The organism is Lichenicoccus sp. (genome assembly GCF_965276875.1).
GTDB lineage: Bacteria > Pseudomonadota > Alphaproteobacteria > Acetobacterales > Acetobacteraceae > Lichenicoccus.
In genome coordinates, this window is sequence record NZ_OZ255701.1 from 3,536,666 (window position 1) to 3,558,584 (window position 21,919).

The 21,919-nt window shown below is 64.8% G+C and carries 33 protein-coding genes; all 33 read left to right on the top strand.

Going from position 1 to position 21,919, the window contains the following annotated elements; translation table 11 throughout:
* Window positions 1–12: 12 nt before the first annotated feature.
* Window positions 13–1,380 carry an LLM class flavin-dependent oxidoreductase gene (locus ACQY4K_RS17110; RefSeq protein WP_428396190.1) on the top strand — a complete coding sequence of 456 codons (1,368 nt, stop codon included), beginning with the start codon at window positions 13–15 and terminating at the stop codon, window positions 1,378–1,380.
* Window positions 1,377–2,036, top strand: coding sequence for a hypothetical protein (locus ACQY4K_RS17115; protein ID WP_428391404.1), 660 nt, complete (start codon window positions 1,377–1,379; stop codon window positions 2,034–2,036). The genes ACQY4K_RS17110 and ACQY4K_RS17115 overlap by 4 nt, the downstream gene beginning before the upstream one ends.
* Window positions 2,037–2,272: 236 nt before the next feature.
* Entirely contained in the window at window positions 2,273–2,644 is a 372-nt protein-coding gene (rpsL, locus tag ACQY4K_RS17120) for a 30S ribosomal protein S12 (RefSeq protein WP_428391405.1), read from the top strand.
* A 29-nt stretch (window positions 2,645–2,673) separates the two neighbouring features.
* Window positions 2,674–3,150, top strand: coding sequence for a 30S ribosomal protein S7 (gene rpsG / locus ACQY4K_RS17125; protein WP_428391406.1), 477 nt, complete (start codon window positions 2,674–2,676; stop codon window positions 3,148–3,150).
* Window positions 3,151–3,195: 45 nt separating this feature from the next.
* A complete protein-coding gene (gene tuf, locus ACQY4K_RS17130; protein ID WP_428391407.1) occupies window positions 3,196–4,386 on the top strand; it encodes an elongation factor Tu in 1,191 nt (396 codons plus the stop codon).
* Window positions 4,387–4,422: 36 nt separating this feature from the next.
* Window positions 4,423–4,731 carry a 30S ribosomal protein S10 gene (rpsJ, locus tag ACQY4K_RS17135; protein ID WP_174347925.1) on the top strand — a complete coding sequence of 103 codons (309 nt, stop codon included), beginning with the start codon at window positions 4,423–4,425 and terminating at the stop codon, window positions 4,729–4,731.
* Window positions 4,732–4,748: 17 nt separating this feature from the next.
* A complete protein-coding gene (gene rplC, locus ACQY4K_RS17140) occupies window positions 4,749–5,432 on the top strand; it encodes a 50S ribosomal protein L3 (RefSeq protein ID WP_428391408.1) in 684 nt (227 codons plus the stop codon).
* 5 nt (window positions 5,433–5,437) lie between these two features.
* Complete coding sequence (rplD, locus tag ACQY4K_RS17145) at window positions 5,438–6,052, top strand: 50S ribosomal protein L4 (RefSeq protein WP_428391409.1); 615 nt, start codon at window positions 5,438–5,440, stop codon at window positions 6,050–6,052.
* A gap of 35 nt (window positions 6,053–6,087) precedes the next feature.
* Window positions 6,088–6,384, top strand: a complete 297-nt coding sequence (locus ACQY4K_RS17150; protein WP_428396192.1) for a 50S ribosomal protein L23 — start codon at window positions 6,088–6,090, stop codon at window positions 6,382–6,384.
* Window positions 6,385–6,400: 16 nt separating this feature from the next.
* Window positions 6,401–7,231: a 50S ribosomal protein L2 gene (gene rplB, locus ACQY4K_RS17155; RefSeq protein WP_428391410.1), complete on the top strand. Its 831-nt coding sequence runs from the start codon at window positions 6,401–6,403 to the stop codon at window positions 7,229–7,231.
* Between the two features lie 11 nt (window positions 7,232–7,242).
* Window positions 7,243–7,521 (top strand): 30S ribosomal protein S19, encoded by a 279-nt coding sequence (gene rpsS, locus ACQY4K_RS17160; RefSeq protein ID WP_428391411.1) that lies wholly within the window; start codon window positions 7,243–7,245, stop codon window positions 7,519–7,521.
* A 1-nt stretch (window position 7,522) separates the two neighbouring features.
* The gene (gene rplV, locus ACQY4K_RS17165) at window positions 7,523–7,930 is read left to right on the top strand and encodes a 50S ribosomal protein L22 (protein ID WP_428391412.1); all 408 of its coding nucleotides are present in this window, start codon (window positions 7,523–7,525) and stop codon (window positions 7,928–7,930) included.
* 3 nt (window positions 7,931–7,933) lie between these two features.
* Entirely contained in the window at window positions 7,934–8,611 is a 678-nt protein-coding gene (gene rpsC, locus ACQY4K_RS17170) for a 30S ribosomal protein S3 (protein WP_428391413.1), read from the top strand.
* A 15-nt stretch (window positions 8,612–8,626) separates the two neighbouring features.
* Window positions 8,627–9,043, top strand: coding sequence for a 50S ribosomal protein L16 (gene rplP / locus ACQY4K_RS17175; protein WP_428391414.1), 417 nt, complete (start codon window positions 8,627–8,629; stop codon window positions 9,041–9,043).
* Between the two features lies 1 nt (window position 9,044).
* Window positions 9,045–9,275, top strand: coding sequence for a 50S ribosomal protein L29 (gene rpmC, locus ACQY4K_RS17180; protein WP_428391415.1), 231 nt, complete (start codon window positions 9,045–9,047; stop codon window positions 9,273–9,275).
* A 13-nt stretch (window positions 9,276–9,288) separates the two neighbouring features.
* A complete protein-coding gene (rpsQ, locus tag ACQY4K_RS17185) occupies window positions 9,289–9,618 on the top strand; it encodes a 30S ribosomal protein S17 (RefSeq protein ID WP_428391416.1) in 330 nt (109 codons plus the stop codon).
* Between the two features lie 3 nt (window positions 9,619–9,621).
* Window positions 9,622–9,990: a 50S ribosomal protein L14 gene (rplN, locus tag ACQY4K_RS17190; protein WP_428391417.1), complete on the top strand. Its 369-nt coding sequence runs from the start codon at window positions 9,622–9,624 to the stop codon at window positions 9,988–9,990.
* A complete protein-coding gene (gene rplX / locus ACQY4K_RS17195) occupies window positions 9,990–10,310 on the top strand; it encodes a 50S ribosomal protein L24 (protein WP_428391418.1) in 321 nt (106 codons plus the stop codon). The genes rplN and rplX overlap by 1 nt, the downstream gene beginning before the upstream one ends.
* A gap of 11 nt (window positions 10,311–10,321) precedes the next feature.
* Window positions 10,322–10,885 (top strand): 50S ribosomal protein L5, encoded by a 564-nt coding sequence (gene rplE / locus ACQY4K_RS17200; protein WP_428391419.1) that lies wholly within the window; start codon window positions 10,322–10,324, stop codon window positions 10,883–10,885.
* A gap of 58 nt (window positions 10,886–10,943) precedes the next feature.
* Complete coding sequence (gene rpsN / locus ACQY4K_RS17205) at window positions 10,944–11,249, top strand: 30S ribosomal protein S14 (protein WP_428391420.1); 306 nt, start codon at window positions 10,944–10,946, stop codon at window positions 11,247–11,249.
* A gap of 12 nt (window positions 11,250–11,261) precedes the next feature.
* Complete coding sequence (gene rpsH / locus ACQY4K_RS17210; RefSeq protein WP_428391421.1) at window positions 11,262–11,660, top strand: 30S ribosomal protein S8; 399 nt, start codon at window positions 11,262–11,264, stop codon at window positions 11,658–11,660.
* A 10-nt stretch (window positions 11,661–11,670) separates the two neighbouring features.
* The gene (rplF, locus tag ACQY4K_RS17215; RefSeq protein ID WP_428391422.1) at window positions 11,671–12,204 is read left to right on the top strand and encodes a 50S ribosomal protein L6; all 534 of its coding nucleotides are present in this window, start codon (window positions 11,671–11,673) and stop codon (window positions 12,202–12,204) included.
* Window positions 12,204–12,566, top strand: a complete 363-nt coding sequence (gene rplR, locus ACQY4K_RS17220; protein WP_428391423.1) for a 50S ribosomal protein L18 — start codon at window positions 12,204–12,206, stop codon at window positions 12,564–12,566. The genes rplF and rplR overlap by 1 nt, the downstream gene beginning before the upstream one ends.
* Window positions 12,567–12,682: 116 nt before the next feature.
* On the top strand, window positions 12,683–13,294 hold the full coding sequence (gene rpsE / locus ACQY4K_RS17225) for a 30S ribosomal protein S5 (RefSeq protein ID WP_428391424.1): 612 nt from the start codon (window positions 12,683–12,685) through the stop codon (window positions 13,292–13,294).
* Window positions 13,287–13,499 carry a 50S ribosomal protein L30 gene (gene rpmD / locus ACQY4K_RS17230; RefSeq protein WP_428391425.1) on the top strand — a complete coding sequence of 71 codons (213 nt, stop codon included), beginning with the start codon at window positions 13,287–13,289 and terminating at the stop codon, window positions 13,497–13,499. Before rpsE ends, rpmD begins: the two co-directional genes overlap by 8 nt.
* Before the next feature lie 3 nt (window positions 13,500–13,502).
* Window positions 13,503–13,988: a 50S ribosomal protein L15 gene (gene rplO / locus ACQY4K_RS17235; protein WP_428391426.1), complete on the top strand. Its 486-nt coding sequence runs from the start codon at window positions 13,503–13,505 to the stop codon at window positions 13,986–13,988.
* A gap of 110 nt (window positions 13,989–14,098) precedes the next feature.
* Window positions 14,099–15,448: a preprotein translocase subunit SecY gene (gene secY / locus ACQY4K_RS17240; protein ID WP_428391427.1), complete on the top strand. Its 1,350-nt coding sequence runs from the start codon at window positions 14,099–14,101 to the stop codon at window positions 15,446–15,448.
* On the top strand, window positions 15,445–16,095 hold the full coding sequence (locus ACQY4K_RS17245; RefSeq protein ID WP_428391428.1) for an adenylate kinase: 651 nt from the start codon (window positions 15,445–15,447) through the stop codon (window positions 16,093–16,095). The genes secY and ACQY4K_RS17245 overlap by 4 nt, the downstream gene beginning before the upstream one ends.
* A 154-nt stretch (window positions 16,096–16,249) precedes the next feature.
* The gene (gene rpsM / locus ACQY4K_RS17250; protein WP_428391429.1) at window positions 16,250–16,627 is read left to right on the top strand and encodes a 30S ribosomal protein S13; all 378 of its coding nucleotides are present in this window, start codon (window positions 16,250–16,252) and stop codon (window positions 16,625–16,627) included.
* A 39-nt stretch (window positions 16,628–16,666) separates the two neighbouring features.
* Window positions 16,667–17,062, top strand: a complete 396-nt coding sequence (gene rpsK / locus ACQY4K_RS17255) for a 30S ribosomal protein S11 (protein ID WP_428391430.1) — start codon at window positions 16,667–16,669, stop codon at window positions 17,060–17,062.
* 27 nt (window positions 17,063–17,089) lie between these two features.
* Entirely contained in the window at window positions 17,090–18,109 is a 1,020-nt protein-coding gene (locus ACQY4K_RS17260; protein WP_428391431.1) for a DNA-directed RNA polymerase subunit alpha, read from the top strand.
* Between the two features lie 23 nt (window positions 18,110–18,132).
* Window positions 18,133–18,552, top strand: a complete 420-nt coding sequence (rplQ, locus tag ACQY4K_RS17265; RefSeq protein WP_428391432.1) for a 50S ribosomal protein L17 — start codon at window positions 18,133–18,135, stop codon at window positions 18,550–18,552.
* Window positions 18,553–18,576: 24 nt separating this feature from the next.
* Entirely contained in the window at window positions 18,577–21,855 is a 3,279-nt protein-coding gene (locus tag ACQY4K_RS17270; RefSeq protein ID WP_428391433.1) for a DUF2126 domain-containing protein, read from the top strand.
* Window positions 21,856–21,919: the final 64 nt, after the last annotated feature.

A 21,919-nucleotide genomic window follows, 5' to 3' on the forward strand; every position in this document is an offset into this window, starting at 1 on the left:
AACCTGTTCGAGATGAACTGCGTCGGCCACATCGTGCACGGGATGTGGGTGCATCCCGATAACCAGCGCCATCGCTTCAACGAGCTGTCGTTCTGGACCGAGCTTGCGCAGCTGCTCGAGTACGGCACTCTCGACGGCATCTTCCTGGCCGACGTGATCGGCGTGTATGACCGGTATCGCGGCAGCGCCGACACCGCGATCCGCGAGGCGGTGCAGATCCCCTCGAACGATCCGCTGCTGCTGATCCCGGCGATGGCAGCGGTCACCCGCCATCTCGGCTTTGGGGTGACGTTCTCGACCAGCTACGAGCCGCCATTCGCCTTTGCGCGCAGGATGTCGACGCTCGACCATCTCACCGCCGGAAGGGTCGGCTGGAACATCGTCACCTCCTATTTGCCGAACGCCGCGCGCAATTTCGGGCAGGACGACGAGCTGCCGCACGATGCGCGCTATGAGATCGCCGACGAGTATGCCGATGTGCTGTACAAGCTCTGGGAAGGCTCGTGGGACGACGACGCCGTGGTCGCCGATCGGCAGGGACGGATTTACACCGACCCCGCGCGGGTGCGCGCCATCGACCATGTGGGCGCGCATTTTCAGGTCGCCGGGCCGCATCTCTGCGCGCCGTCACCGCAGCGCACGCCGGTGCTGTTCCAGGCCTCCGGCTCGCCCGCAGGGCTCGAATTCGCCGCCCGCCACGCCGAGGTGCTGTTCATCGGCGGCCGCACCCAGGCTTCGGTGCGTGCCAATATCGTCCGCACACGCGCCCGGCTGGTGGCACACAAGCGCGAACCCGATGCGATCAAGTTTGTGGTCATGGCCGGGATCATCACCGGGCGCACGGATGTCGAGGTGGCGGACAAGCTTGCCGGCTACCGCCGTCTGGTCAGCGCCGAGGGGGCGTTGGCGCATGCGCTGACCGCGCTCGATCTCACGCTGTATCCGCGCGACCTGACCATCGCCGCGCTGATCGCCCGCGGCGAGCCGGACGCCGCGACCTTGCTGCGTCGGTTCACCTCCGAGCAGAGCGTGGGCGAGGCGCTCGACTGGGCGGGCAGCCTGCACGAGGACCGCTTCTTCGTTGCTGGCACGCCGGACGTGGTGGCTGACCAGATCGAGATCTGGCTCGACGAGGACGGCATCGACGGCATCAACCTGCGGCAATATCTCAGCTTTGAGACGGTGCGCGACTTCATCGAGCTGGTCGTGCCGGAGTTGCGCAGGCGTGGCCGCTTTCGCACCAGCTACACGGACGGCGAGACCCTGCGCGAGCGGCTGTTCGGGGCGCCCCGCGCGCGCTTGCCGTCCACGCATTTCGCCGCCCGCTACCGTGATCCGGCGATGCTGCGGGCACCGGCCGAGCGGCTCTCCTTCGGATGAAGCGAGCAGGGGCGCTCGCGGCACTTGGGCTGCTCGCCGGCTGCGCCGCGCCGTCGCGGCCGGTCACCATCGCCGACGCGCTGCGCACCTTGCAGACGCAGTTGCTTGAAGCGGGTGCGCTGAGTGCGCGAGCGGCGACACCGGCGCAGTTCGCACGCGCCGTGCGCGGCGCGCAGTGTGCCGCCAACAATGCCGATCCGGAGGTGCCGATCATCGCCGGCGAGATCACCGTGGCGCTGACCGGCAGCTTTACCAGCAATGGCGGCTTCGCCGTGGGACCGGCGATCACAGGCGGCCCGCCGTTCGGCCTGTCGGGTTCGTTCGCCAGGACGCAGGGCCAGGGACTGACCTTGCCGCTCAGCTTTGCGGCACTCTCATCGCTGCCCGATGTAGTCGCGCAGTCGCGCCTTGCACTGTTCACGGAGCTGCCGCCGCATGCCAAGGCGGCGGAGATACGGCGTGCACTGGTCGCCCGAGACAGGCTGCGCCTTCGTGTCCGCGGGCTGATCACGAGCTTCCGCTCGGCGCAGTGCCGGGGGTCAAACGGTGCTGTGTTCCAACCGCGCTCGGCGCTTCCACAAGGCCGACCTCTGGCAAGGCCTGCGTTGCAACACGGGTATGACAACCCGCTTGACACCCCGGCTCCCCCTTCGTAGTTTCCGCGCCCTCGGCTGACCTCGATTTTTCGGATCGCGCACCAGCCGTCGAAAGCAGCACCGAAGCGTGCGGCGCCGCGCCCGGGGTCACCCACGGGAGCCTAGGCCGAACGTGATCAGGATCGCCGCGCGGACGGGTTCGCCCTCCGAGCGCGGCTTTTTTGTTGTGATCGGCGGCCTGCGCTGACTTTGCGAGACGGGGCATGCCGGCACGATAAGGATCGGGACACAGGCGTATGCCGACCATCAACCAGTTGATCGCACATGGGCGCGAGCCCGCCGCCAAGCGCAACAAGGTGCCTGCCCTGCAGGGCTGCCCGCAAAAGCGCGGCGTCTGCACACGCGTCTATACGACGACGCCGAAAAAGCCGAACTCGGCGTTGCGCAAGGTCGCCAAGGTGCGCCTGACAAACGGCTACGAGGTCGTGAGCTACATCCCCGGCGAAGGTCATAACCTGCAGGAGCACAGCGTAGTGCTGATCCGCGGCGGCCGGGTCAAGGATTTGCCTGGAGTGCGCTACCACATCCTGCGCGGCGTGCTCGACACGCAGGGCATCGCCAAGCGTCGCAAGCGCCGGTCGCTCTACGGCGCCAAGCGGCCGAAGTAAGTGACTGGAGAGAAGAGGATGCACCTGCGATGAGCCGCCGCCGCCGCGCCGTCAAGCGCGAAATCCTGCCCGATCCGAAGTTCGGTGACGTGGTCGTCACGCGCTTCATGAACGCGCTGATGTATGACGGCAAGAAGTCGACCGCCGAGGGGATCGTCTACGGGGCGATGGAGTCTATGCGTCGCCGGGGCGGTGCCGCGGCCGATCCAGTGCGGATGTTCCATGAGGCGCTGGAGAATGTGAAGCCCGCCGTAGAGGTGCGTTCGCGTCGCGTTGGTGGCGCCACCTACCAGGTGCCGGTCGAGGTGCGCACCGAACGCCGGCAGGCCCTGGCGATCCGCTGGCTGATCGACAGTTCGCGCAAGCGTGGCGAGCACACCATGCAGGAGCGGCTCTCCAACGAGCTGCTGGATGCGGTGAACAACCGCGGCAGCGCGGTAAAGAAGCGCGAGGACACGCATCGTATGGCTGAAGCCAACAAGGCGTTCAGCCACTATCGCTGGTAGAACATCCTTTCAAGACGAACAGGCTGCGGTAACGGAGAGACGACGATGGGTAAGGCGAAATTCGAGCGGAACAAGCCGCACTGCAACATCGGCACGATCGGCCACGTCGATCATGGCAAGACGTCGCTGACGGCGGCGATCACCAAGACGCTGGCAAAGGTCGGTGGCGCCACCTACACGGCCTATGATCAGATCGACAAGGCGCCAGAGGAGCGCGCCCGTGGCATCACCATCTCGACTGCCCATGTCGAATACGAGACCAAGGCACGCCACTACGCCCACGTCGATTGCCCGGGCCATGCAGACTACGTGAAGAACATGATCACCGGTGCGGCGCAGATGGACGGCGCCATCCTGGTGGTCTCCGCCGCCGACGGCCCGATGCCGCAGACCCGCGAGCACATCCTGCTGGCCCGTCAGGTTGGCGTGCCGGCGCTGGTGGTGTTCCTCAACAAGGTCGACATGGTCGACGATCCCGAGCTGCTCGAACTCGTCGAGATGGAAGTGCGTGAGCTGCTGTCGTCCTACCAGTTCCCCGGCGACGACATTCCCATCATCAAGGGCTCTGCCCTGAAGACTCTCGAGGATGGCGATCCGATCCTCGGCGAGCAGGCGGTCATGGAGCTGATGAACGCGGTCGACACCTACATCCCGCAGCCTGAGCGTCCGATCGACCGACCGTTCCTGATGCCGATCGAGGACGTGTTCTCGATCTCCGGCCGCGGCACGGTGGTGACCGGTCGTGTCGAGCGCGGCATCGTCAATGTCGGCGACGAGATCGAGATCGTCGGCCTCAAGAACACGGTAAAGACCATCGTCACCGGCGTGGAGATGTTCCGCAAGCTGCTCGATCGCGGCCAGGCTGGCGACAACATCGGCGCCCTGCTGCGCGGCACCAAGCGCGAGGATGTCGAGCGGGGCCAGGTGTTGGCCAAGCCCGGCTCGATTACGCCGCATACCAAGTTCAAGGCGGAAGCCTATGTGCTGACCAAGGAGGAGGGCGGACGCCATACGCCGTTCTTCACCAACTATCGTCCGCAGTTCTACTTCCGCACGACCGATGTGACCGGTGTGGTGCAGTTGCCGGAGGGCACCGAAATGGTGATGCCCGGCGACAACATCTCGATGGATGTCGAGCTGATCGCGCCGATCGCGATGGATGAGGGTCTGCGCTTTGCGATCCGCGAAGGCGGCCGCACAGTCGGCGCCGGTGTCGTGGCATCGATCACTGCCTGACACCAGCGACATCTCGAACCTTGGACTGAGCTGACGATGGACAACCAGAACATCCGCATCCGCCTGAAGGCGTACGATCACCGCGTGCTGGATAACAGCACGCGGGAAATCGTGAACACGGCCAAGCGTACGGGTGCGCGTGTTCGTGGGCCCATTCCGCTGCCCACGCATATCGAGCGGTTTACCGTCAACCGTTCGCCCCACGTGGACAAGAAGAGCCGCGAGCAGTTTGAGATTCGCACCCATCGCCGTCTGCTCGATATCGTCGAGCCGACCCCGCAGACCGTGGACGCCCTGATGAAGCTCGACCTCGCCTCTGGCGTGGACGTCGAGATCAAGCTGTAGGGGTGGAAGAGCATACGATGCGCACCGGATTGATCGCGACGAAGCTGGGCATGTCCCGGATTTTTAGGGAGGACGGCACGCACGTGCCGGTCACCGTGCTGTTGCTTGACCAGTTGCAGGTGGTCGATGTCCGCACCGAGGCGCGTGACCGTTATGTCGCCGTGCAACTCGGCGCGTGTGCGGCCAAGGTGAAGAACGTGACACAGCCAAACCGCGGCCATTTTGCGCGTGTGAAGGTGGAGCCGAAGAAGAAACTCGCCGAGTTTCACGTATCGCCCGACGCTGTGCTGGAGATTGGTGCCACGTTGTCGGCCGCGCATTTCGTCGTCGGCCAGAAGGTCGATGTCACCGGCACCAGCAAGGGCAAAGGGTTCGCCGGAGGTATGAAGCGCTGGAACTTCGCCGGGCTTGAGGCGAGTCACGGCGTCTCAGTCAGCCATCGCTCGCTGGGCTCGACCGGCAACCGTCAGGACCCCGGCAAGACCTTCAAGAACAAGAAGATGGCCGGGCATCTCGGGCACGAGCGGGTTACTACCCTGAATCTTGAGGTAGCCGCGGTCGATGTCGAGCGCAACCTGCTGATGATCCGCGGGGCGATTCCGGGTGCCAAGAATGACTACATCATGGTGCGCGACGCGATCAAGAAGCCGCTCCACGCCGAGGCGCCGTTCCCGGCGGGTCTCGCCCAGGCTGCGGAGTGAGAGCCATGGAAATCGAAGTCAGGACCCTCGATAACGAGACGGCCGGGACCATCGAGTTGGCCGAGGCACTGTTCAGTGCAACGCCGCGGCCGGACATCATGGCGAGGGTTGTGCATTGGCAACTCGCCAAGCGCCGTGCGGGGACCCACAAGGTCAAAGGCATGGGCGAAGTCTCAGGCACGACCAAGAAGCCCTATAAGCAGAAGGGCACCGGTAACGCCCGTCAGGGAAGCCTGCGTTCGCCGCAGTTTCGCACCGGCGGCGCCGTGCATGGCCCGGTGGTACGCGACCACGGTTACGATCTGCCCAAGAAAGTGCGCCGCCTCGGGTTGATTTCCGCGCTGTCGCAAAAACACGCCGAGGGCCGCCTGGTGGTGCTTGATGCGGCCAGCGGGTCTGCGAAGACCGGCGCACTTGCGAAGAAGCTCAAGGTGCTCGGCTGGACCTCGGCGCTGATCGTCGACGGCGCCGTCGATACAGAGTTCCTGCGCGCGGCCCGCAATCTGCCGCGCATCGACGTGCTGCCGTGTGTGGGTGCGAATGTTTACGACATCCTCAATCATGAGGTGCTCGTGATTACCCGCGCCGGGCTCGATGGTCTGAAGGAGCGCCTGATATGACCAATATTCTGGCGATCCGCCGGCAGGCCGCCAATCTGTCGCGCGAGGCAATGTTCGATATCGTGCGCTCGCCGGTGATCACCGAAAAGGCGACGGCGCTGTCCGAGCGCAACCAGGTGGTGTTTCGGGTGGCGATCACGGCGTCCAAGCCGCAGATCAAGGCCGCGGTCGAGGGCTTGTTCAACGTCAAGGTCATGGGCGTGAACACGTTGGTCCAGAAGGGCAAGACCAAGCGCTTCCGGGGCCGCCCCGGTGTGCGCTCGGACATCAAGAAGGCGTATGTGCAGCTTGCCGAGGGACAGTCGATCGACCTGTCCGCGCAGTTGAGCTGAGCGCGAGAGAACGACGATGGCACTCAGACATTTTAATCCGGTCACGCCCAGCCTTCGCGGCACGGTGCTGATCGAACGCAGCGAGCTCTACAAGGGCAAGCCGGTCAAGACGCTCACCGAGGGCAAGAACAAGTCGGGCGGCCGCAACAATAACGGCCGAACGACGTCGTTCTTTCGCGGCGGCGGCCATAAGCAGACCTACCGCTTCGTCGACTTCAAGCGTCGCAAGTTCGATGTCGCGGGCACCGTCGAGCGGCTGGAATACGACCCGAACCGTACCGCATTCATCGCTTTGGTGAAGTACGCCGACAATGAGCTCGCCTACATCATCGCGCCGCAGCGGTTGAAGGTTGGCGATGCTATTGTTGCCGGCGCCAGGGTCGACATCAAGCCGGGCAATGCGATGCCGCTGTCGGCGATCCCGGTGGGCACCATCATCCACAATGTCGAGCTCAAGGCGGGCGCCGGCGGCAAGATGGCGCGTTCGGCAGGCACCTATGCGCAGCTCGTCGGCAAGGATTCCGGTTATGCGCAGATCAAGTTGCAGTCGGGTGAGTTGCGTCTGGTGCGGGCCGAGTGCATGGCAACCGTGGGTGCGGTATCAAACCCGGACAACATGAACCAGAGCATCGGCAAAGCCGGGCGCGCGCGCTGGATGGGTCGCAGGCCACACAACCGCGGTGTGGTGATGAACCCGGTCGACCATCCGCATGGCGGCGGCGAAGGCCGTACCTCGGGCGGCCGTCATCCAGTGACGCCTTGGGGCAAGCCGACCAAGGGTGCCAAGACGCGCATGAACAAGCGAACCGACAGCCTGATTATCCGTCGCCGCAAAGTCGGCAAGTAGGGGCAAGCACGATGGCACGTTCCGTCTGGAAAGGCCCGTTCGTGGACGGGTATCTGCTTAAGAAGGCCGAGACGTCGAGGGCGTCGGGCCGCAACGAGGTCATCAAGATCTGGTCGCGTCGCTCGACGATCCTGCCGAACTTCGTCGGACTCACCTTTGGGGTCTATAACGGCCATAAGTTCCTGCCGGTACAGGTCAACGAGAATATGGTCGGGCACAAGTTCGGCGAGTTCTCGCCCACGCGCACGTTCACCGGGCACTCGTCCGACAAGAAGGCAAGGCGCGGTTGAGATGAGCAAGCCCAAGCATCCGCGCGCACTGACCGAGACCGAGGCGCAGGCGATCACCCGAAATATTCGCGTCAGTCCACGCAAGCTGAACCTGGTTGCTGGCCTGATCCGCAACAAGCCGGCGGCACAGGCGGTAGCGACCTTGACGTTCAGCAAGCGCCGTATCGCGCTGCAGGTGCGTAAGACGCTGGAGAGCGCGATTGCCAATGCCGAGAACAACCACCAGCTCGATGTCGACCAGCTCGTGGTGACGCATGCGGAGGTCGGCAAGTCGATCGTCATGCGTCGCTTCCATGCGCGCGGTCGCGGCCGTTCGGCGCAAATTGAGAAGTTCTTCAGCCATTTGAAGATCGTCGTGGCGGAGCGCGCACCCCAAGCAGCGCCCCCGGCAGAACAGAAGGCGGCCTGAACCATGGGGCACAAGGTCAATCCGATCGGGCTTCGTCTTGGCATCAACCGCACCTGGGACAGCCGCTGGTACGCGGGAACGGACTACGCCAAGCTGTTGCACGAGGATCTCAAGCTGCGCGGGCATCTGCGTCGCCGGCTGTCCGGTGCCGGCGTGTCGCGCGTGGTGATCGAGCGGCCGGCAAAGAAGCCGCGTGTGACGATCTATGCGGCGCGTCCCGGCGTGGTGATCGGCAAGAAGGGTCAGGACATCGACAATCTGCGCCGTGAGCTCGGCCGCATGGCCAAGTCCGACGTGACGCTGAACATCGTTGAAATCCGCAAGCCCGAGATCGAGGCGCAACTCGTTGCCGAAAACATCGCCCAACAGCTTGAGCGCCGTGTGGCGTTCCGTCGCGCGATGAAGCGGGCGGTGCAGTCGGCGATGCGGCTCGGCGCGCAAGGCATCAGGATCAATTGCGGCGGCCGTCTTGGCGGCGCCGAGATCGCGCGCGTCGAATGGTATCGCGAGGGCAGAGTGCCGCTGCACACGCTGCGCGCCGACATCGATTATGGCGTTGCCACGGCCAAGACGACGTATGGAACCTGCGGCGTGAAGGTCTGGATCTTCAAGGGCGAGGTGCTCACGCACGACCCGCTGTCGCAGGATCGTCGCGCCGCCGAACAAGCGCCGCAACGCTAAACCGGATTAACGAGCATGCTGTCTCCGAAGCGGACCAAGTTCCGCAAGGCCCATAAGGGCCGCATCCATGGACTGGCGAAAGGCGGGACGGTGCTGAATTTCGGCGCCTTCGGTCTCAAGGCGCTTGAGCCGGAGCGGGTTACCGCGCGGCAGATCGAGGCATCGCGACGGGCAATCACGCGCGCGATGAAGCGGGCGGGACGGGTGTGGATACGCATCTTCCCCGATGTGCCGGTCTCGACCAAGCCCGCCGAAGTGCGCATGGGTTCAGGCAAGGGATCGCCTGAGTTCTGGGTGGCGCGGGTCAAGCCGGGCCGGATCGTGTTTGAGATCGACGGGGTGTCCCCGGAGATCGCGCGCGCGGCTCTCGCACTGGGTGCGGCAAAGCTGCCGATCAGGACCAAGGTTGTGACCCGCATCGGAGAGGCTTGAGATGGCGAAGGCAAGCAAGCCCGCGGACCTGCGCGCGAAAAGCGACGACGAGTTGCAGACGCAGTTGCTCGACCTCAAACGCGAGCAGTTCAACCTGCGGTTCCAGCGCGCCACTGGGCAGAACGAGGGGGCGGGCCGCGTCCGTGAAGTGCGTCGCGAGATCGCGCGCATCAAGACCGTCGTTCATGCGAAATCCGTCGCGGGGGCCAGCGCCTCCGCGGCCAAGTCCTGAAAGGAGACGGGCGATGCCAAGGCGCGTCCTGACCGGGCGGGTGACCAGCGACAAGATGGACAAGACCGTGACGGTTCTTGTTGATCGTCGCGTGATGCATCCGCTCTATAAGAAGTTCATCCGTCGCTCGAAGAAGTATGCGGCGCATGATGAGGAGAATGTCTGCAAGGTTGGCGATACGGTGCGTATCATCGAATGCCCGCCGATCTCCAAGCGCAAGACCTGGAACGTGGTCAGCCGCAACGGCGCATTGCTGGTCGATGAGAGCCTCGATGAGGCCGCTGTCGCAGCAGTGGTGGCGGCAGATGCGGCGCCGTTGCCAGCGCCCCATACGGGAGCGTAGGCGATGATCATTGTCGAGACCAACCTGGATGTTGCCGATAATTCCGGCGCGCGTCGGGTGCAGTGCATCAAGGTGCTGGGCGGCTCCAAGCGGCGGTCTGCCTCGGTCGGCGATATCATCGTGGTCGCGATCAAGGAGGCGATCCCGCGCGGCAAGGTGAAGAAGGGCGACGTGCATCAGGCGGTCGTGGTGCGCACGTCGTTTCCGGTGCGCCGCCCCGACGGCAGCGCGATCCGCTTCGACCGCAACGCGGCGGTGCTGATCAACAAGCAATCCGAGCCGATCGGCACACGCATCTTTGGCCCGGTGGTTCGTGAACTGCGTGCGCGCAAGTTCATGAAGATCATCTCACTCGCACCTGAGGTGCTGTGATGGCAGCGCGTATTCGCAAGGGCGACCAGGTTGTCGTGATCACCGGCACCGACCGTGGCAAGCAGGGCGAGGTGCTCAGCGTGCTGCCGTCCGCCGGACGGGCGGTGGTACGCGGCGTGCGTATCGCCAAGCGTCACACCAAGCCGAAGGGCATGGGCGAACAGGGTGGCATCATCGAGCGCGAGGCGTCGATCGACCTGTCCAACCTGAAACTGGTTGATCCCAAGAGCGGTAAGCCGACCAAAGTCGGTTTTCGTGTGCTTGACGATGGCCGCAAGGTGCGCGTCGCGAAAGCGACCGGCCAGATCATCGAAGGCTGAGGAGGCCGGGTATGTCGGATACCAAAAGCAAGCCGCGTATGCAGCAGCGCTACGAAAGCGAGATGCGCGCCAGCCTGCGCGAGCAGTTCGGCTATAAGAACGTCATGCAGGTGCCGCGCCTGGAAAAGATTGTCATCAACATGGGTGTTGGCGAGGCGGCCGGCGACCAGAAGAAGCTTGACGCCGCGGTGGCCGACCTGGCCCTGATCGCGGGCCAGAGGCCGGTGAAGACGGTGGCGAAGAAGGCGATCGCCGGCTTCAAGATCCGCGAGGGGCTGCCGATCGGCTGCAAGGTGACGTTGCGCAAGACTCGAATGTACGAGTTTCTCGACAGGCTGGTGACGATCGCCATGCCGCGTGTGCGTGACTTCCGCGGCCTGCCGCCGGGCAAGGGGTTCGACGGTCGCGGCAACTTCGCGATGGGCCTCAAGGAGCAGATCGTGTTTCCGGAGATCAACTACGACAAGGTTGATCAGGTACGCGGCATGGACATCATCTTCGTGACCAGCGCCGCGACTGATGCGGAGGCAAAGGCCTTGCTCAAGGCGTTCGATCTGCCCTTCGTCGCCGGTTAAATGAAGTTTTTTTGGAAAACCGCGGGCATCGCCCGCAGGTTCCGGAGGTAAGTACCGCATGGCAAAGACATCCGCCGTCGTTCGCAACCAGAAGCGCAAGGCGATGGCCGCGCGCGACAAGCCCAAGCGGGTTGCGTTGAAGAACATCATCATGGACCGCACGCTGCCGGTCGAAGACCGGTTCGAGGCTTCGATGAAGCTCGCGGAACTGCCGCGTAACGGTGCCCGCGTGCGGGTCAAGCTGCGCTGCCGCCTGACCGGCCGTTCGCGCTCGAACTATCGCAAGTTCGAGCTGAGCCGGATTGCCTTGCGGGACCTCGCGAGCAGCGGGCAGATCCCCGGCATGGTCAAGTCGAGCTGGTAGGGGGAGCACACGATGTCGATGTCCGATCCCCTGGGTGACATGCTCACCCGTATCCGCAACGCGCAGCGCGCCCGGCACGCCGCGTGCGTGGCGCCGGCGTCCAAGCTACGCGCCAACGTGCTCGAGGCGCTCAGGCGCGAGGGCTATATCCGCGGCTTCAAGGCCGAGGAGCTGCGCCCCGGTATTGCGCAGTTGCGTATCGAATTGAAGTACACGGAAGGCGAGCCGGTCATCAAGGAGATCCACCGGGTCTCCAAGCCTGGCCGGCGCGTCTATTCGAAGATCAAGGAATTGCCGCGGGTGTATGCCGGCCTCGGTGTTTCCATCCTGTCGACGCCGCGTGGCGTTCTGAGCGATGCAGAGGCACGCGCCGCCAATGTCGGCGGCGAGGTCCTGTGTCGCGTGTTCTGAGGAGGGTGTCATGTCACGTGTAGGCAAATACCCGGTCGAGATCCCTCAGGGCGTGCAGGTCGCGATCGCGGCGGGCATCCTGACGGCAACCGGCAAGCTCGGCGAGCTGCGCCTGCCGCTGTCCGAACATGTCGAGACGACCGTCGAGGGTGGGCGCGTCAGTGTGGTGCCGCGCAGCAAGGCGGCTCCGTCGCGGATGATGTGGGGCACCACGCGTGCGCTCGTCGCCGCGATGGTCAAAGGCGTGTCGGCTGGCTACAGCAAGACGCTCGAGATTACCGGGACTGGCTACCGCGCCTCGGTGCAGGGCAGCAACCTGGTGATGAATCTCGGCTACTCGCACGACATCATTTATGCCATCCCGCCAGGCATCAAGATTACCGCGCCGCGTCCGACGTCGGTGCTTATCGAGGGCATCGACAAGCAGCGTGTCGGGCAGGTGGCGCTCGACATCCGCAACTTCCGCCAGCCGGAGCCCTACAAGGGCAAGGGTGTGCGCTACGACACGGAAGTGGTCCGACGCAAGGAAGGCAAGAAAAAGTAATGAGCACGCAACAGGAATTGCGGGACCGCAGGCGGAGCCGTTTGCGCTACCAGCTCCGTCGCAAGGCCGGTGCTCGTCCGCGGCTGTCGGTGTTCCGCTCCGGCAAGAACATCCATGCCCAGGTGATCGACGACGTCGCCGGCCGCACCCTGGCATCCGCGTCGTCATTGGATGCCGACCTGCGCGCGCAGCTCAAGAGCGGCGCGAACACGGCGGCGGCGGCAGCGGTCGGCAAGCTGATCGCGGATCGGGCGGTCGCGGCTGGTGTGACGCAGGTGGTGTTCGACCGCGGCGCCTATCTTTATCACGGGCGCGTCAAGGCGCTGGCAGAGGCGGCCCGCGAGGGCGGCCTCGCCTTCTAGAGCATGGAAGGCGCTGATAGAAGCGCTTTCCATGCTCTATCTTGTTGTTTTTACGAGCACTACATCGGACCAAGCGGTTCCGCTTGGTCCGAAAGTGCTCTAAGGAGGTCTCCCGCATGGCACGTGAAGCAAGAGAAGGCGGCCGCGGCGGCAATCGCGACCGCGATCACAACCGCGACGGCGACGACCTGATCGACAAGCTGGTCACCATCAACCGCGTCGCGAAGGTGGTGAAGGGTGGCCGTCGGTTCGCCTTTGCCGCCCTGGTTGTGGTTGGCGATCAGAAGGGTCGCGTCGGCTACGGTGCCGGCAAGGCGCGCGAGGTTCCCGAGGCGATCCGCAAGGCCACGGAGCGCGCCAAGCGTACGTTGATACGGGTGCCGATGAAGGAAGGCCGTACCCTGCATCATGACGTCACCGGCCATTATGGTGCCGGCCAGGTGGTGCTGCGTTCGGCAGAGGCCGGCACCGGGATCATCGCTGGCGGCCCGATGCGCGCGGTGTTCGAGAGCCTCGGAATCGGCGATGTGGTGGCCAAGTCGCTCGGCAGCCGCAATTCGCACAACATGGTCAAGGCGACGTTCGATGCGCTGCAGCGTTGCGCAAGCCCGCGGTCGGTCGCCGGGCGTCGCGGCAAGAAGGTCTCCGACATTCTTGGCAAGCGTGAGAGTGGTCCGATTCTGGACGCGCCGGATGCGGCAGCGCCCGAGGTGACGGCCAATGTCTGAGACGCTTGAAGCGCTTACCCGTTTGGCCGGTGCGCGGGTGCGCGTCACCCAGACCGGCTCCGGCAATGGCCAGAAGCCCGGTCAGCAGGCGACATTGCGTGGGCTCGGTCTGGATAAGATCGGCAAGACCCGCGAGTTGGAAAACACGCCTGCCGTGCGTGGGATGATCCGTAAGGTGTCCCACCTGGTGCGGGTGGAGGATTAGGTCATGAACCTCAACGAACTGCGCGACAATGAAGGCTCGCGCTATCGCAAGAAGCGGCTGGGGCGCGGCATCGGCTCGGGCAAGGGCAAGACGTCGGGCAGGGGTGTGAAGGGCCAGAAGGCGCGCGAGGGCGTGTCCCTGAACGGCTTCGAGGGCGGTCAGCTGCCGATTTATCGCAGGCTGCCGAAGCGCGGGTTCACCAACCTGTTCCGCAAGGTCTATGCGCCGGTCAATCTAGGCGCGGTAGAGAAGGCGATTGTGGACGGCAAGCTCGACGGCACGAAGCCCGTTGACGAAGCGGCTTTGCGCCGCGCCGGCCTGGTCGGCAGCGGCAAGGTCTCCGGCGTGCGCATACTGGCCGGCGGCGAAATCACCCGGGCGGTTCGTTTCGACGTCTCCGGCGCCTCCGCGACCGCGGTAGCCGCGATCGAGAAAGCCGGCGGCTCGGTCAAGATGTCGGTGCCGCCAAAGGTGCTGGCGACCGCCTGATCAAAAGGATTTCAAAGGCTAAGCCTTTGATGGGGTTCAAAGGGGCAAAGCCCCTTTGCCTGCCTTTGCGATAACGGTAACCTGCAACGTGCAAGACGAGGAACGCGCGGATGGCCGTGGGCGCCGAGCAGATGGCAGCCAACCTGAATTTCGGCGCGCTGGGCAAGGCGACCGAGCTGTGGAAGCGGATCTGGTTCACGCTGGGGGCGCTGATCGTCTACCGGCTCGGCACCTACATTCCAGTGCCAGGGATCGACGCGACGGTCATGGGCCAGTTGCTGGCGCAGCACCAGAGCGGAATCTTAGGCATGTTCAACATGTTTACCGGCGGCGCGCTCGGCCGCGCGACGGTGTTCGCGCTCAACATCATGCCCTACATCAGCGCCTCGATCATCATCCAGCTGATGTCGTCGGCGATCCCTTCGCTCGAGACCCTCAAGAAGGAGGGTGAGTCCGGGCGCAAGAAGCTCAACCAGTATACCCGCTACCTCACTGTCTTCATTGCCTTGTTCCAGGCCTACGGGTTTGCCGTCGGGCTCGAGGCGATGCATGGCACGCATGGTGCGCCGGCGGTGATCGATCCGGGGGTGTTCTTTCGCTTCTCCTGCGTCGTGACCCTGGTGGGCGGGACGATGTTCCTGATGTGGCTGGGTGAGCAGATCACCGCGCGCGGGGTTGGCAACGGGATCAGCCTGATCATCTTCGCCGGCATTGTCGCGAACCTGCCGCACGCGCTCGCGACCATCCTGCAGCTTGGCTATACCGGCGGCCTGTCGCCGATCTTTGTCGCGGTGTTCCTGCTGCTTGCAATCGGGGTGATCGGCTTCATTACCTTCATGGAGTCCGCCCAGCGCCGGGTGACGATCCAGTATCCCAAGCAGCAGCGCGGCAATCGCATGTTCGGCGGTGATTCGACCCACATGCCGCTCAAGGTCAACACCTCTGGCGTCATCCCGCCGATCTTCGCCTCCTCGGTGCTGCTGATCCCGGCGACGATTTCCGGGTTTGCCGAGACCAGGGGCGGCACTGGCTGGCTTGCCACGATTGGGCGGATGATCGGTCACGGCCAGCCGCTCTATATGCTGCTCTATGCGGCGATGATCATCTTCTTCTCGTTCTTCTATGCGGCGGTCACCTTCAATCCCACGGAGACCGCGGATAATTTGCGCAAGCAGGGTGGGTTCCTGCCCGGGATCCGTCCCGGTGCGAACACCGCAACCTATCTCGACCGCATTTTGACCAGGCTGACGACGATTGGCGCGCTCTATCTTGTCGTGGTCTGCCTGTTGCCCGAGATCCTGATCGCCCGCTACAGCATTCCGTTCTATTTTGGCGGCACCAGCCTGATCATCATCGTCTCAGTGGCGATGGACACCCGCGCGCAGATCACCTCGCATCTGCTGGCCCATCAATATGAAGGGCTGATCAGAAAGTCGCGCGGCCGAGCCAGACTGCGATGAACATCATCTTTCTCGGGCCGCCCGGCGCCGGCAAGGGTACCCAGGCCAAACGTCTGGAGCGGCAATATGGGATCGCGCAGATCTCCACCGGCGACATGCTGCGGGCTGAGGTCGCCGCGGGCAGCGAGATCGGTCGCAAGGCCAAGTCGATCATGGATTCCGGGGCGCTGGTTCCCGATGCGGTGATCATTGCCATGCTCGGCGAGCGGGTGCGCCAGCCGGATTGTGCCAAGGGCTTCATCCTCGACGGATTTCCGCGCACCACGGCGCAGGCCGACGCGCTCGATGCGCTGATGGCGCAACTCGGGCTCAAGATCGACGCGGTGCTCGCCTTGCAGGTTGACGAGGCGGCGCTGACCGAGCGGATCGCCGGCCGCTTTACCTGTGCCAAGTGTGGCGCCGGCTATCATGACAGCTTCAAGCCGCCGTGTGTGACCGGCGTATGTGATGTCTGTGGCAGCCACGACTTTATCCGGCGCGCTGACGACAAGCGCGAGACCGTCGCCGCCCGCCTGCGCGCCTACCGCGAGCAGACCGCGCCGATCCTGCCATATTATGCCGCCCAGGGACGGCTGCATACGATTGACGGCATGGCCGACATCGCGCATGTCAGCGAGGCAATCGAGCAGGTGCTCGCGAAGAGTTGATTGCGATTGATTGACTCTGAGGCGATGCTGCGTATAGTGCGCGCCCTCAGCCCGGGTCGCCGATCGCGGGCTGTTTCAATTTTGTCTGTCCGCCTCCTGGATCAGCGCTCGATCCGCGGATGGGCACGCGTTATCGAATACGGGAGTGACTGGTTTGGCGCGTATTGCCGGCGTGAATATTCCGACCAACAAGCGTGTGGTCATTGCCCTGAGTTACATCTTTGGTATTGGCCCGGCAAAGGCACGCGAGATTTGCACGACTTTGGCCATACCGGACGCACGCAGGGTGAACGAACTGTCGGACGACGAAGTCCTGCGCATCCGGGAGCTGATCGATCGTTCGTTCCGCGTCGAGGGTGATCTCAGGCGCGAGCTTGCAATGAACGTCAAGCGGCTGATGGATCTGGGCTGCTATCGCGGCCTGCGGCATCGACGCGGCCTGCCCGTGCGTGGCCAGCGCACCCATACGAATGCCCGTACCCGCAAGGGTAAGGCGGTCGCGATCGCCGGCAAGAAGAAAGTCACCAAGTAGGCAGTCGCCTCCTTAATCTAAGGTCAGGACCAAGAGATCATGGCGAGAGCCGCTGCCGCACCGCGCGTTCGCAAGAAGGAACGCAAGAACATCATCTCCGGCGTGGCGCACGTGCTGTCCACGTTCAACAACACCATGATCACCATCTCGGATGCTCAGGGCAACGCCATCGCCTGGTCGTCGTCCGGCAGCCAGGGCTTCAAGGGTTCGCGCAAGTCGACTCCCTATGCGGCACAGGTCGCCGCCGAGGATGCCGGGCGCAAGGCGCGAGAGCATGGCATGGAGACCCTGGAGATTGAGGTCTCCGGTCCCGGCTCGGGGCGCGAGAGTGCTTTGCGGGCCTTGCAGGCCGTCGGGTTTTCGATCAGCGCGATCCGCGACATGACGCCGATCCCACATAACGGCTGTCGCCCCCGCAAGCGTCGCCGGGTCTAGTTTCCCCTCACGAGAAAGGCCACCATCTTGGTCCTCCAGAAGAACTGGCAGTCCCTGATCAAGCCGGAAAAGCTGGAAGTCGAACCCGGCGCCGAGCCTTCCCGCATAGCGACTGTTGTTGCCGAGCCGCTGGAGCGCGGCTTCGGCATGACGCTTGGCAATGCCATTCGCCGCATCCTGCTGTCCTCGCTGCAAGGGGCCGCGGTCACCGCGATCCAGATCGACGGTGTTTTGCACGAGTTCTCCTCGATTGCCGGGGTGCGCGAGGACGTCACCGATATCGTGCTCAATATCAAGCAACTTGCCCTGCGCATGCACGGCGAGGGACCCAAGCGGATGATGCTGAGTGCCACCGGCCCCGGTGAGGTGCGCGCCAGCCAGATCCAGGTCGGCCACGATATCGAGGTGATGAATCCCGACTTGGTGATCTGCACGCTTGATGACGGGGTCAAGCTCGGCATGGAGTTTACCGTCAGTCTCGGCAAGGGTTACGTCCCTGCCGCGGCCAACCGGCCCGAGGATGCGCCGATCGGGCTGATCCCGGTGGATGCGATCTACTCGCCGGTGCGCAGGGTCTCCTACAAGGTCGAGCCGACCCGTGTCGGACAAGTGACCGACTACGACAAGCTGCTGCTCAAGGTCGAGACCAATGGCGCGGTGACACCCGAGGACGCGGTGGCCCTGGCCGCGCGCATCCTGCAGGATCAGCTTCAGCTCTTCATCAATTTCGACGAGCCGCGCCCGGTCCGTCCAGAGGAGCCGCAGGACGATCTGCCGTTCAACCGTAATCTGCTGCGCAAGGTCGACGAACTCGAGTTGTCGGTGCGCTCGGCGAACTGCCTGAAGAACGACAATATCGTCTATATCGGCGACCTCGTGCAAAAGACCGAGCAGGAGATGCTGCGGACCCCGAATTTCGGCCGCAAGTCGCTCAACGAGATCAAGGAGGTGCTCACCTCCATGGGTCTCGCCTTGGGCATGAACGTGCCTTCCTGGCCACCCGAGAACATCGAAGACCTTGCCAAGCGGCTCGACGAGCCGTTCTGAGCCTTTAAGAGAGATATTCAGTCATGCGTCACGGGGTTGCCGGCCGGAAGCTAGGCGTCACATCATCCCACCGACTTGCCATGTTCCGGAACATGGCGGTGGCCCTGATCAAGCACGAGCAGATCACCACGACCCTGCCAAAGGCCAAGGAGTTGCGCCCGGTCGCCGAAAAGCTGATCACCCTGGGCAAGCGCGGTGGGTTGCATGCGCGACGGCAGGCATACGCGCAGCTCCGCGACGACGTCATCGTCTCCAAGCTGTTTTCAACCGTGGCCGAGCGTTACAAGACCCGGTCCGGCGGCTACACGCGCGTGCTCCGTGCCGGAATGCGGCACGGCGATGCCGCCGACATGGCGGTCATCGAACTGGTCGAGCGCGACGTCTCTGCCAAGGGTCAGGATAGCGGCCCACGGCCGGAGACCATCGATAACGATGATGCGTGAGCAGGTGAGCAAGACACTGCGTCCGTGACGCTCCACGTCGCACTCACCCACCGCACCCTCTATCGCTACGATCGTCCTGTCTCGCTCGGCCCGCAGACAATTCGGCTGCGGCCGGCGCCGCATTCGCGCATGCCGGTGCTGTCATATGCACTCAAGGTTGCACCGAGCCAGCATTTCCTGAACTGGCAGCAGGACCCGCAGGGCAATTTCCTTGCCCGTGTGGTGTTCCCCGAGCGGGTGACGCAGTTCGAAGTAACGGTCGATCTGGTCGCCGACATGGCGACGATCAATCCCTTCGACTTTTTCCTGGAGCCCGAGGCAGAGACCTGGCCGTTCGACTATGACCATGTGCTTGACGCCGAGTTGCTGCCGTTCCGTACGCCGCTCCCTGCGGGGCCGCGGCTCGTCGCGTTGCTGGCGGATATCCCGCGCGAGCCGCAGCGCACAGTGCCGATGCTGGTGGCGCTCAACGCGGCGTTGCGCGACCGTGTAGCCTACGTCGTGCGTCTTGAGCCTGGTGTCTGGACCGCCGAGGAGACGCTGACCGAGGCGCGCGGCTCCTGCCGCGACTCCGCCTGGCTGATGGTGCAGGTGGCGCGCCATCTCGGTCTCGCCGCCCGCTTCGTCTCCGGCTATTTGATCCAGCTCAGGGCCGACGATCCGGCGCAGGGCGGGCCGGCCGCGGATTTCACCGACCTGCATGCCTGGGCCGAGATCTACCTTCCCGGCGCCGGCTGGGTCGGGTTTGATGTGACGTCCGGGCTGCTGGCGGGAGAAGGCCACATCCCGCTCGCCGCGAGCCCGGAGCCCGCCTCGGCCGCCGCCATCAGCGGCCTGGTCGGGCCGGCTGAGACGACGTTCGATGTCTCGATGGCCGTCAGCCGGATCGAGGAGACGCCGCGCACCACGGCGCCCTATGACGAAGCGACCTGGCAGCGCCTGCTGGACGCGGGAGACACGGTCGAGCGCGCGCTGCAGGTTGCCGACGTGCGTCTCACCATGGGCGGCGAGCCGACCTTCATCGCCCGCGACGACATGGATGCCGAAGAGTGGAACAGCGCGGCGCTCGGACCCACCAAACGCCCGCTCGCCGGCAGGCTGCTGCGCCGGCTCGCGGCACTCTGGGCGCCTGGTGCGGCCCTGCAATACAGCGTCGGCAAGCATTATCCCGGCGAGCAACTACCGCGCTGGGCGTTGCAGGTCTATTGGCGCGAGGATGAGGCCGCGGTCTGGCACGATCCGGCGCTGCTCGGTTCCGACGACGAGACCGGGAACGCCGGCGCCGAGCAGGCGGTCGCCTTCGCGCATGCGCTGGCCGTGCGCCTACGGCTCGACCCGGCGCGGGTGCTGTCGGCGTACGAGGACATCCATTATTATCTCTGGCGCGAGCACCGGCTTCCCGCAAACGTCATCGCCGAGGCGGCGGCAGTCGCCGATCCGCTCGAGCGGGCACGGCTCGCGCGCGTCTATGGCACGGGCCTCGCGGCATCGGTCGGCAGCGTGCTGCCGCTTCGCCGCATCGTGCACGGCGGCGGCCGGATCTGGCAGACCGGGCGCTGGCTGCTGCGATCGGAGCTGCTGTTCCTGGTGCCGGGCGACAGCGCCATCGGCTTTCGGCTGCCGCTGCAAAGCCTGCCCTGGGCCGATCCGGACATGCTTGAGATTGACATCGCACCCGATCCGTTCGCGCCACGCGCGCCGCTGCCAGCCGTGTCGTACGGCCCTTCGATAAGGCCGCAGGCAGCGGCCGAGCTGTCGGGCGACGATGACGGTGACGACGCGGTCCGCATGGTCCGCACCGCGCTCACGGTCGAGGCCCGCCGCGGCATGCTGCATGTCTTCCTCCCACCGCTTACCGAGGCGGAGGATTGGCTTGAGCTGGTGGCAGCGATCGAGGCGACCACAAACGAGCGTGGGTGCAAAATCATCCTGGAGGGCTACGGCCCGCCGGCCGATCCGCGCCTGCGGCACTTCGCGGTGACGCCGGACCCTGGCGTGATCGAGGTCAACATGCCTCCCACTGCCACCTGGCGCGAGCATGTCGCGCGCACCGATCAGCTCTACGCCGAAGCAGCAGGGGTCGGGCTGGGTGCGGAGAAGTTCCTGCTCGACGGGCGTCATGTCGGCACCGGCGGCGGCAACCATGTGGTCATGGGCGGCGCCACACCTGATGACTCGCCGTTTCTGCGCCGGCCGGACCTGCTGAAATCGCTGCTCGGCTTCTGGCACAACCATCCGAGCCTGTCCTATCTGTTCTCCGGCCTGTTCATCGGTCCGATGAGCCAGCATCCGCGGATCGACGAGGCGCGCCAGGACAGCCTCGCCGAGCTTGAGGTCGCTTTCGCGCAGATCCAGCCCGATACGCCATCGCCGCCCTGGTTCATCGATCGGCTGCTGCGCAACCTGCTCGCCGACATGACCGGCAACACCCATCGCACCGAGTTCTGCATCGATAAGCTCTATGCGCCCGAGACCAGCTCTGGCCGGCTCGGCCTAGTCGAGCTGCGCGCGCTGGAAATGCCGCCCTCGCCGCGCATGGCGGCCGCCCAGGCGCTGCTGTTGCGCGCCGCGGTGGCCTGCTTCTGGCAGCGCCCGTACGAGCGCCGGCTGATCCGCTGGGGTACCCGGCTGCACGACGCGTTCATGCTGCCGCATTACGTGGCGCAGGATCTGGGCGACGCGCTCGACGACCTCGCCGGCTTCGGCATCCGGCTCGATCCGGCCTTCTTCGCGCCGCATCAGGCCTTTCGCTTTCCGCTGATCGGCGAAGTGACGGCGGCGGGCATCTCGCTCGCCTTGCACCAGGCGCTGGAGCCTTGGCCGGTGCTGGGCGAGATCCCCGGCCTGGGCGGCATGGTGCGCCACGTCGACAACTCGGTGGAGCGCGTGCAGGTGCGGGTGCAGGGCTGGAACCCGGAACGCTACACGCTCGCCTGTAACGGCGTCGGCATACCGCTGACGGCCACTGAACAAGCCGGCGAGTTTGTCGCCGGGGTCCGGTTCAAGGCATGGCGGCCGACGTTCGGGATGCATCCAGCCCTGCCCGCGCAAACCCCCCTGGTGTTCGACATCCACGACGGCTGGAACAACCGCGCCATCGGCGGCCTGACCCACCACACCGCCCATCCGGGCGGCCGCAACTACGAAACCCGACCGGTGAACGCGAACGAGGCCGAAGCCCGCCGGCGCGCCCGCTTCGAGCCGTTCGGGCATACCCCGGGTGCGATGGCAAAGCCTGCAATCGCCCACGGTCTGGACCTGCCGTGCACCCTCGACCTGCGGCGCGTGGCACTCGGCGCATAGCCTAAGTCATGGTCAGGAGCGGGACGCCGAGCAGGGTCGATTCAACAGGCTCGACTGAGTTCCG

What these genes read in the sequence shown, in the direction of transcription:
- rplP (WP_428391414.1), top strand. Translation starts at nt 8,627, where the DNA reads ATGCTGTCTCCGAAGCGGACCAAGTTCCGCAAGGCCCATAAGGGCCGC.
- rpmD (WP_428391425.1), top strand. Translation starts at nt 13,287, where the DNA reads ATGTCTGAGACGCTTGAAGCGCTTACCCGTTTGGCCGGTGCGCGGGTG.
- rplD (WP_428391409.1), top strand. Translation starts at nt 5,438, where the DNA reads ATGGAAATCGAAGTCAGGACCCTCGATAACGAGACGGCCGGGACCATC.
- tuf (WP_428391407.1), top strand. Translation starts at nt 3,196, where the DNA reads ATGGGTAAGGCGAAATTCGAGCGGAACAAGCCGCACTGCAACATCGGC.
- ACQY4K_RS17245 (WP_428391428.1), top strand. Translation starts at nt 15,445, where the DNA reads ATGAACATCATCTTTCTCGGGCCGCCCGGCGCCGGCAAGGGTACCCAG.
- rplQ (WP_428391432.1), top strand. Translation starts at nt 18,133, where the DNA reads ATGCGTCACGGGGTTGCCGGCCGGAAGCTAGGCGTCACATCATCCCAC.
- rplC (WP_428391408.1), top strand. Translation starts at nt 4,749, where the DNA reads ATGCGCACCGGATTGATCGCGACGAAGCTGGGCATGTCCCGGATTTTT.
- rplB (WP_428391410.1), top strand. Translation starts at nt 6,401, where the DNA reads ATGGCACTCAGACATTTTAATCCGGTCACGCCCAGCCTTCGCGGCACG.
- rplE (WP_428391419.1), top strand. Translation starts at nt 10,322, where the DNA reads ATGTCGGATACCAAAAGCAAGCCGCGTATGCAGCAGCGCTACGAAAGC.
- rpsE (WP_428391424.1), top strand. Translation starts at nt 12,683, where the DNA reads ATGGCACGTGAAGCAAGAGAAGGCGGCCGCGGCGGCAATCGCGACCGC.
- rpsL (WP_428391405.1), top strand. Translation starts at nt 2,273, where the DNA reads ATGCCGACCATCAACCAGTTGATCGCACATGGGCGCGAGCCCGCCGCC.
- rpsN (WP_428391420.1), top strand. Translation starts at nt 10,944, where the DNA reads ATGGCAAAGACATCCGCCGTCGTTCGCAACCAGAAGCGCAAGGCGATG.
- rplO (WP_428391426.1), top strand. Translation starts at nt 13,503, where the DNA reads ATGAACCTCAACGAACTGCGCGACAATGAAGGCTCGCGCTATCGCAAG.
- rpsK (WP_428391430.1), top strand. Translation starts at nt 16,667, where the DNA reads ATGGCGAGAGCCGCTGCCGCACCGCGCGTTCGCAAGAAGGAACGCAAG.
- rpsG (WP_428391406.1), top strand. Translation starts at nt 2,674, where the DNA reads ATGAGCCGCCGCCGCCGCGCCGTCAAGCGCGAAATCCTGCCCGATCCG.
- rplX (WP_428391418.1), top strand. Translation starts at nt 9,990, where the DNA reads ATGGCAGCGCGTATTCGCAAGGGCGACCAGGTTGTCGTGATCACCGGC.
- rpsJ (WP_174347925.1), top strand. Translation starts at nt 4,423, where the DNA reads ATGGACAACCAGAACATCCGCATCCGCCTGAAGGCGTACGATCACCGC.
- rpsS (WP_428391411.1), top strand. Translation starts at nt 7,243, where the DNA reads ATGGCACGTTCCGTCTGGAAAGGCCCGTTCGTGGACGGGTATCTGCTT.
- rplR (WP_428391423.1), top strand. Translation starts at nt 12,204, where the DNA reads ATGAGCACGCAACAGGAATTGCGGGACCGCAGGCGGAGCCGTTTGCGC.
- rpsC (WP_428391413.1), top strand. Translation starts at nt 7,934, where the DNA reads ATGGGGCACAAGGTCAATCCGATCGGGCTTCGTCTTGGCATCAACCGC.
- rpsQ (WP_428391416.1), top strand. Translation starts at nt 9,289, where the DNA reads ATGCCAAGGCGCGTCCTGACCGGGCGGGTGACCAGCGACAAGATGGAC.
- ACQY4K_RS17115 (WP_428391404.1), top strand. Translation starts at nt 1,377, where the DNA reads ATGAAGCGAGCAGGGGCGCTCGCGGCACTTGGGCTGCTCGCCGGCTGC.
- ACQY4K_RS17110 (WP_428396190.1), top strand. Translation starts at nt 13, where the DNA reads ATGAACTGCGTCGGCCACATCGTGCACGGGATGTGGGTGCATCCCGAT.
- rpsH (WP_428391421.1), top strand. Translation starts at nt 11,262, where the DNA reads ATGTCGATGTCCGATCCCCTGGGTGACATGCTCACCCGTATCCGCAAC.
- rpmC (WP_428391415.1), top strand. Translation starts at nt 9,045, where the DNA reads ATGGCGAAGGCAAGCAAGCCCGCGGACCTGCGCGCGAAAAGCGACGAC.
- secY (WP_428391427.1), top strand. Translation starts at nt 14,099, where the DNA reads ATGGCCGTGGGCGCCGAGCAGATGGCAGCCAACCTGAATTTCGGCGCG.
- rplF (WP_428391422.1), top strand. Translation starts at nt 11,671, where the DNA reads ATGTCACGTGTAGGCAAATACCCGGTCGAGATCCCTCAGGGCGTGCAG.
- rplV (WP_428391412.1), top strand. Translation starts at nt 7,523, where the DNA reads ATGAGCAAGCCCAAGCATCCGCGCGCACTGACCGAGACCGAGGCGCAG.
- rplN (WP_428391417.1), top strand. Translation starts at nt 9,622, where the DNA reads ATGATCATTGTCGAGACCAACCTGGATGTTGCCGATAATTCCGGCGCG.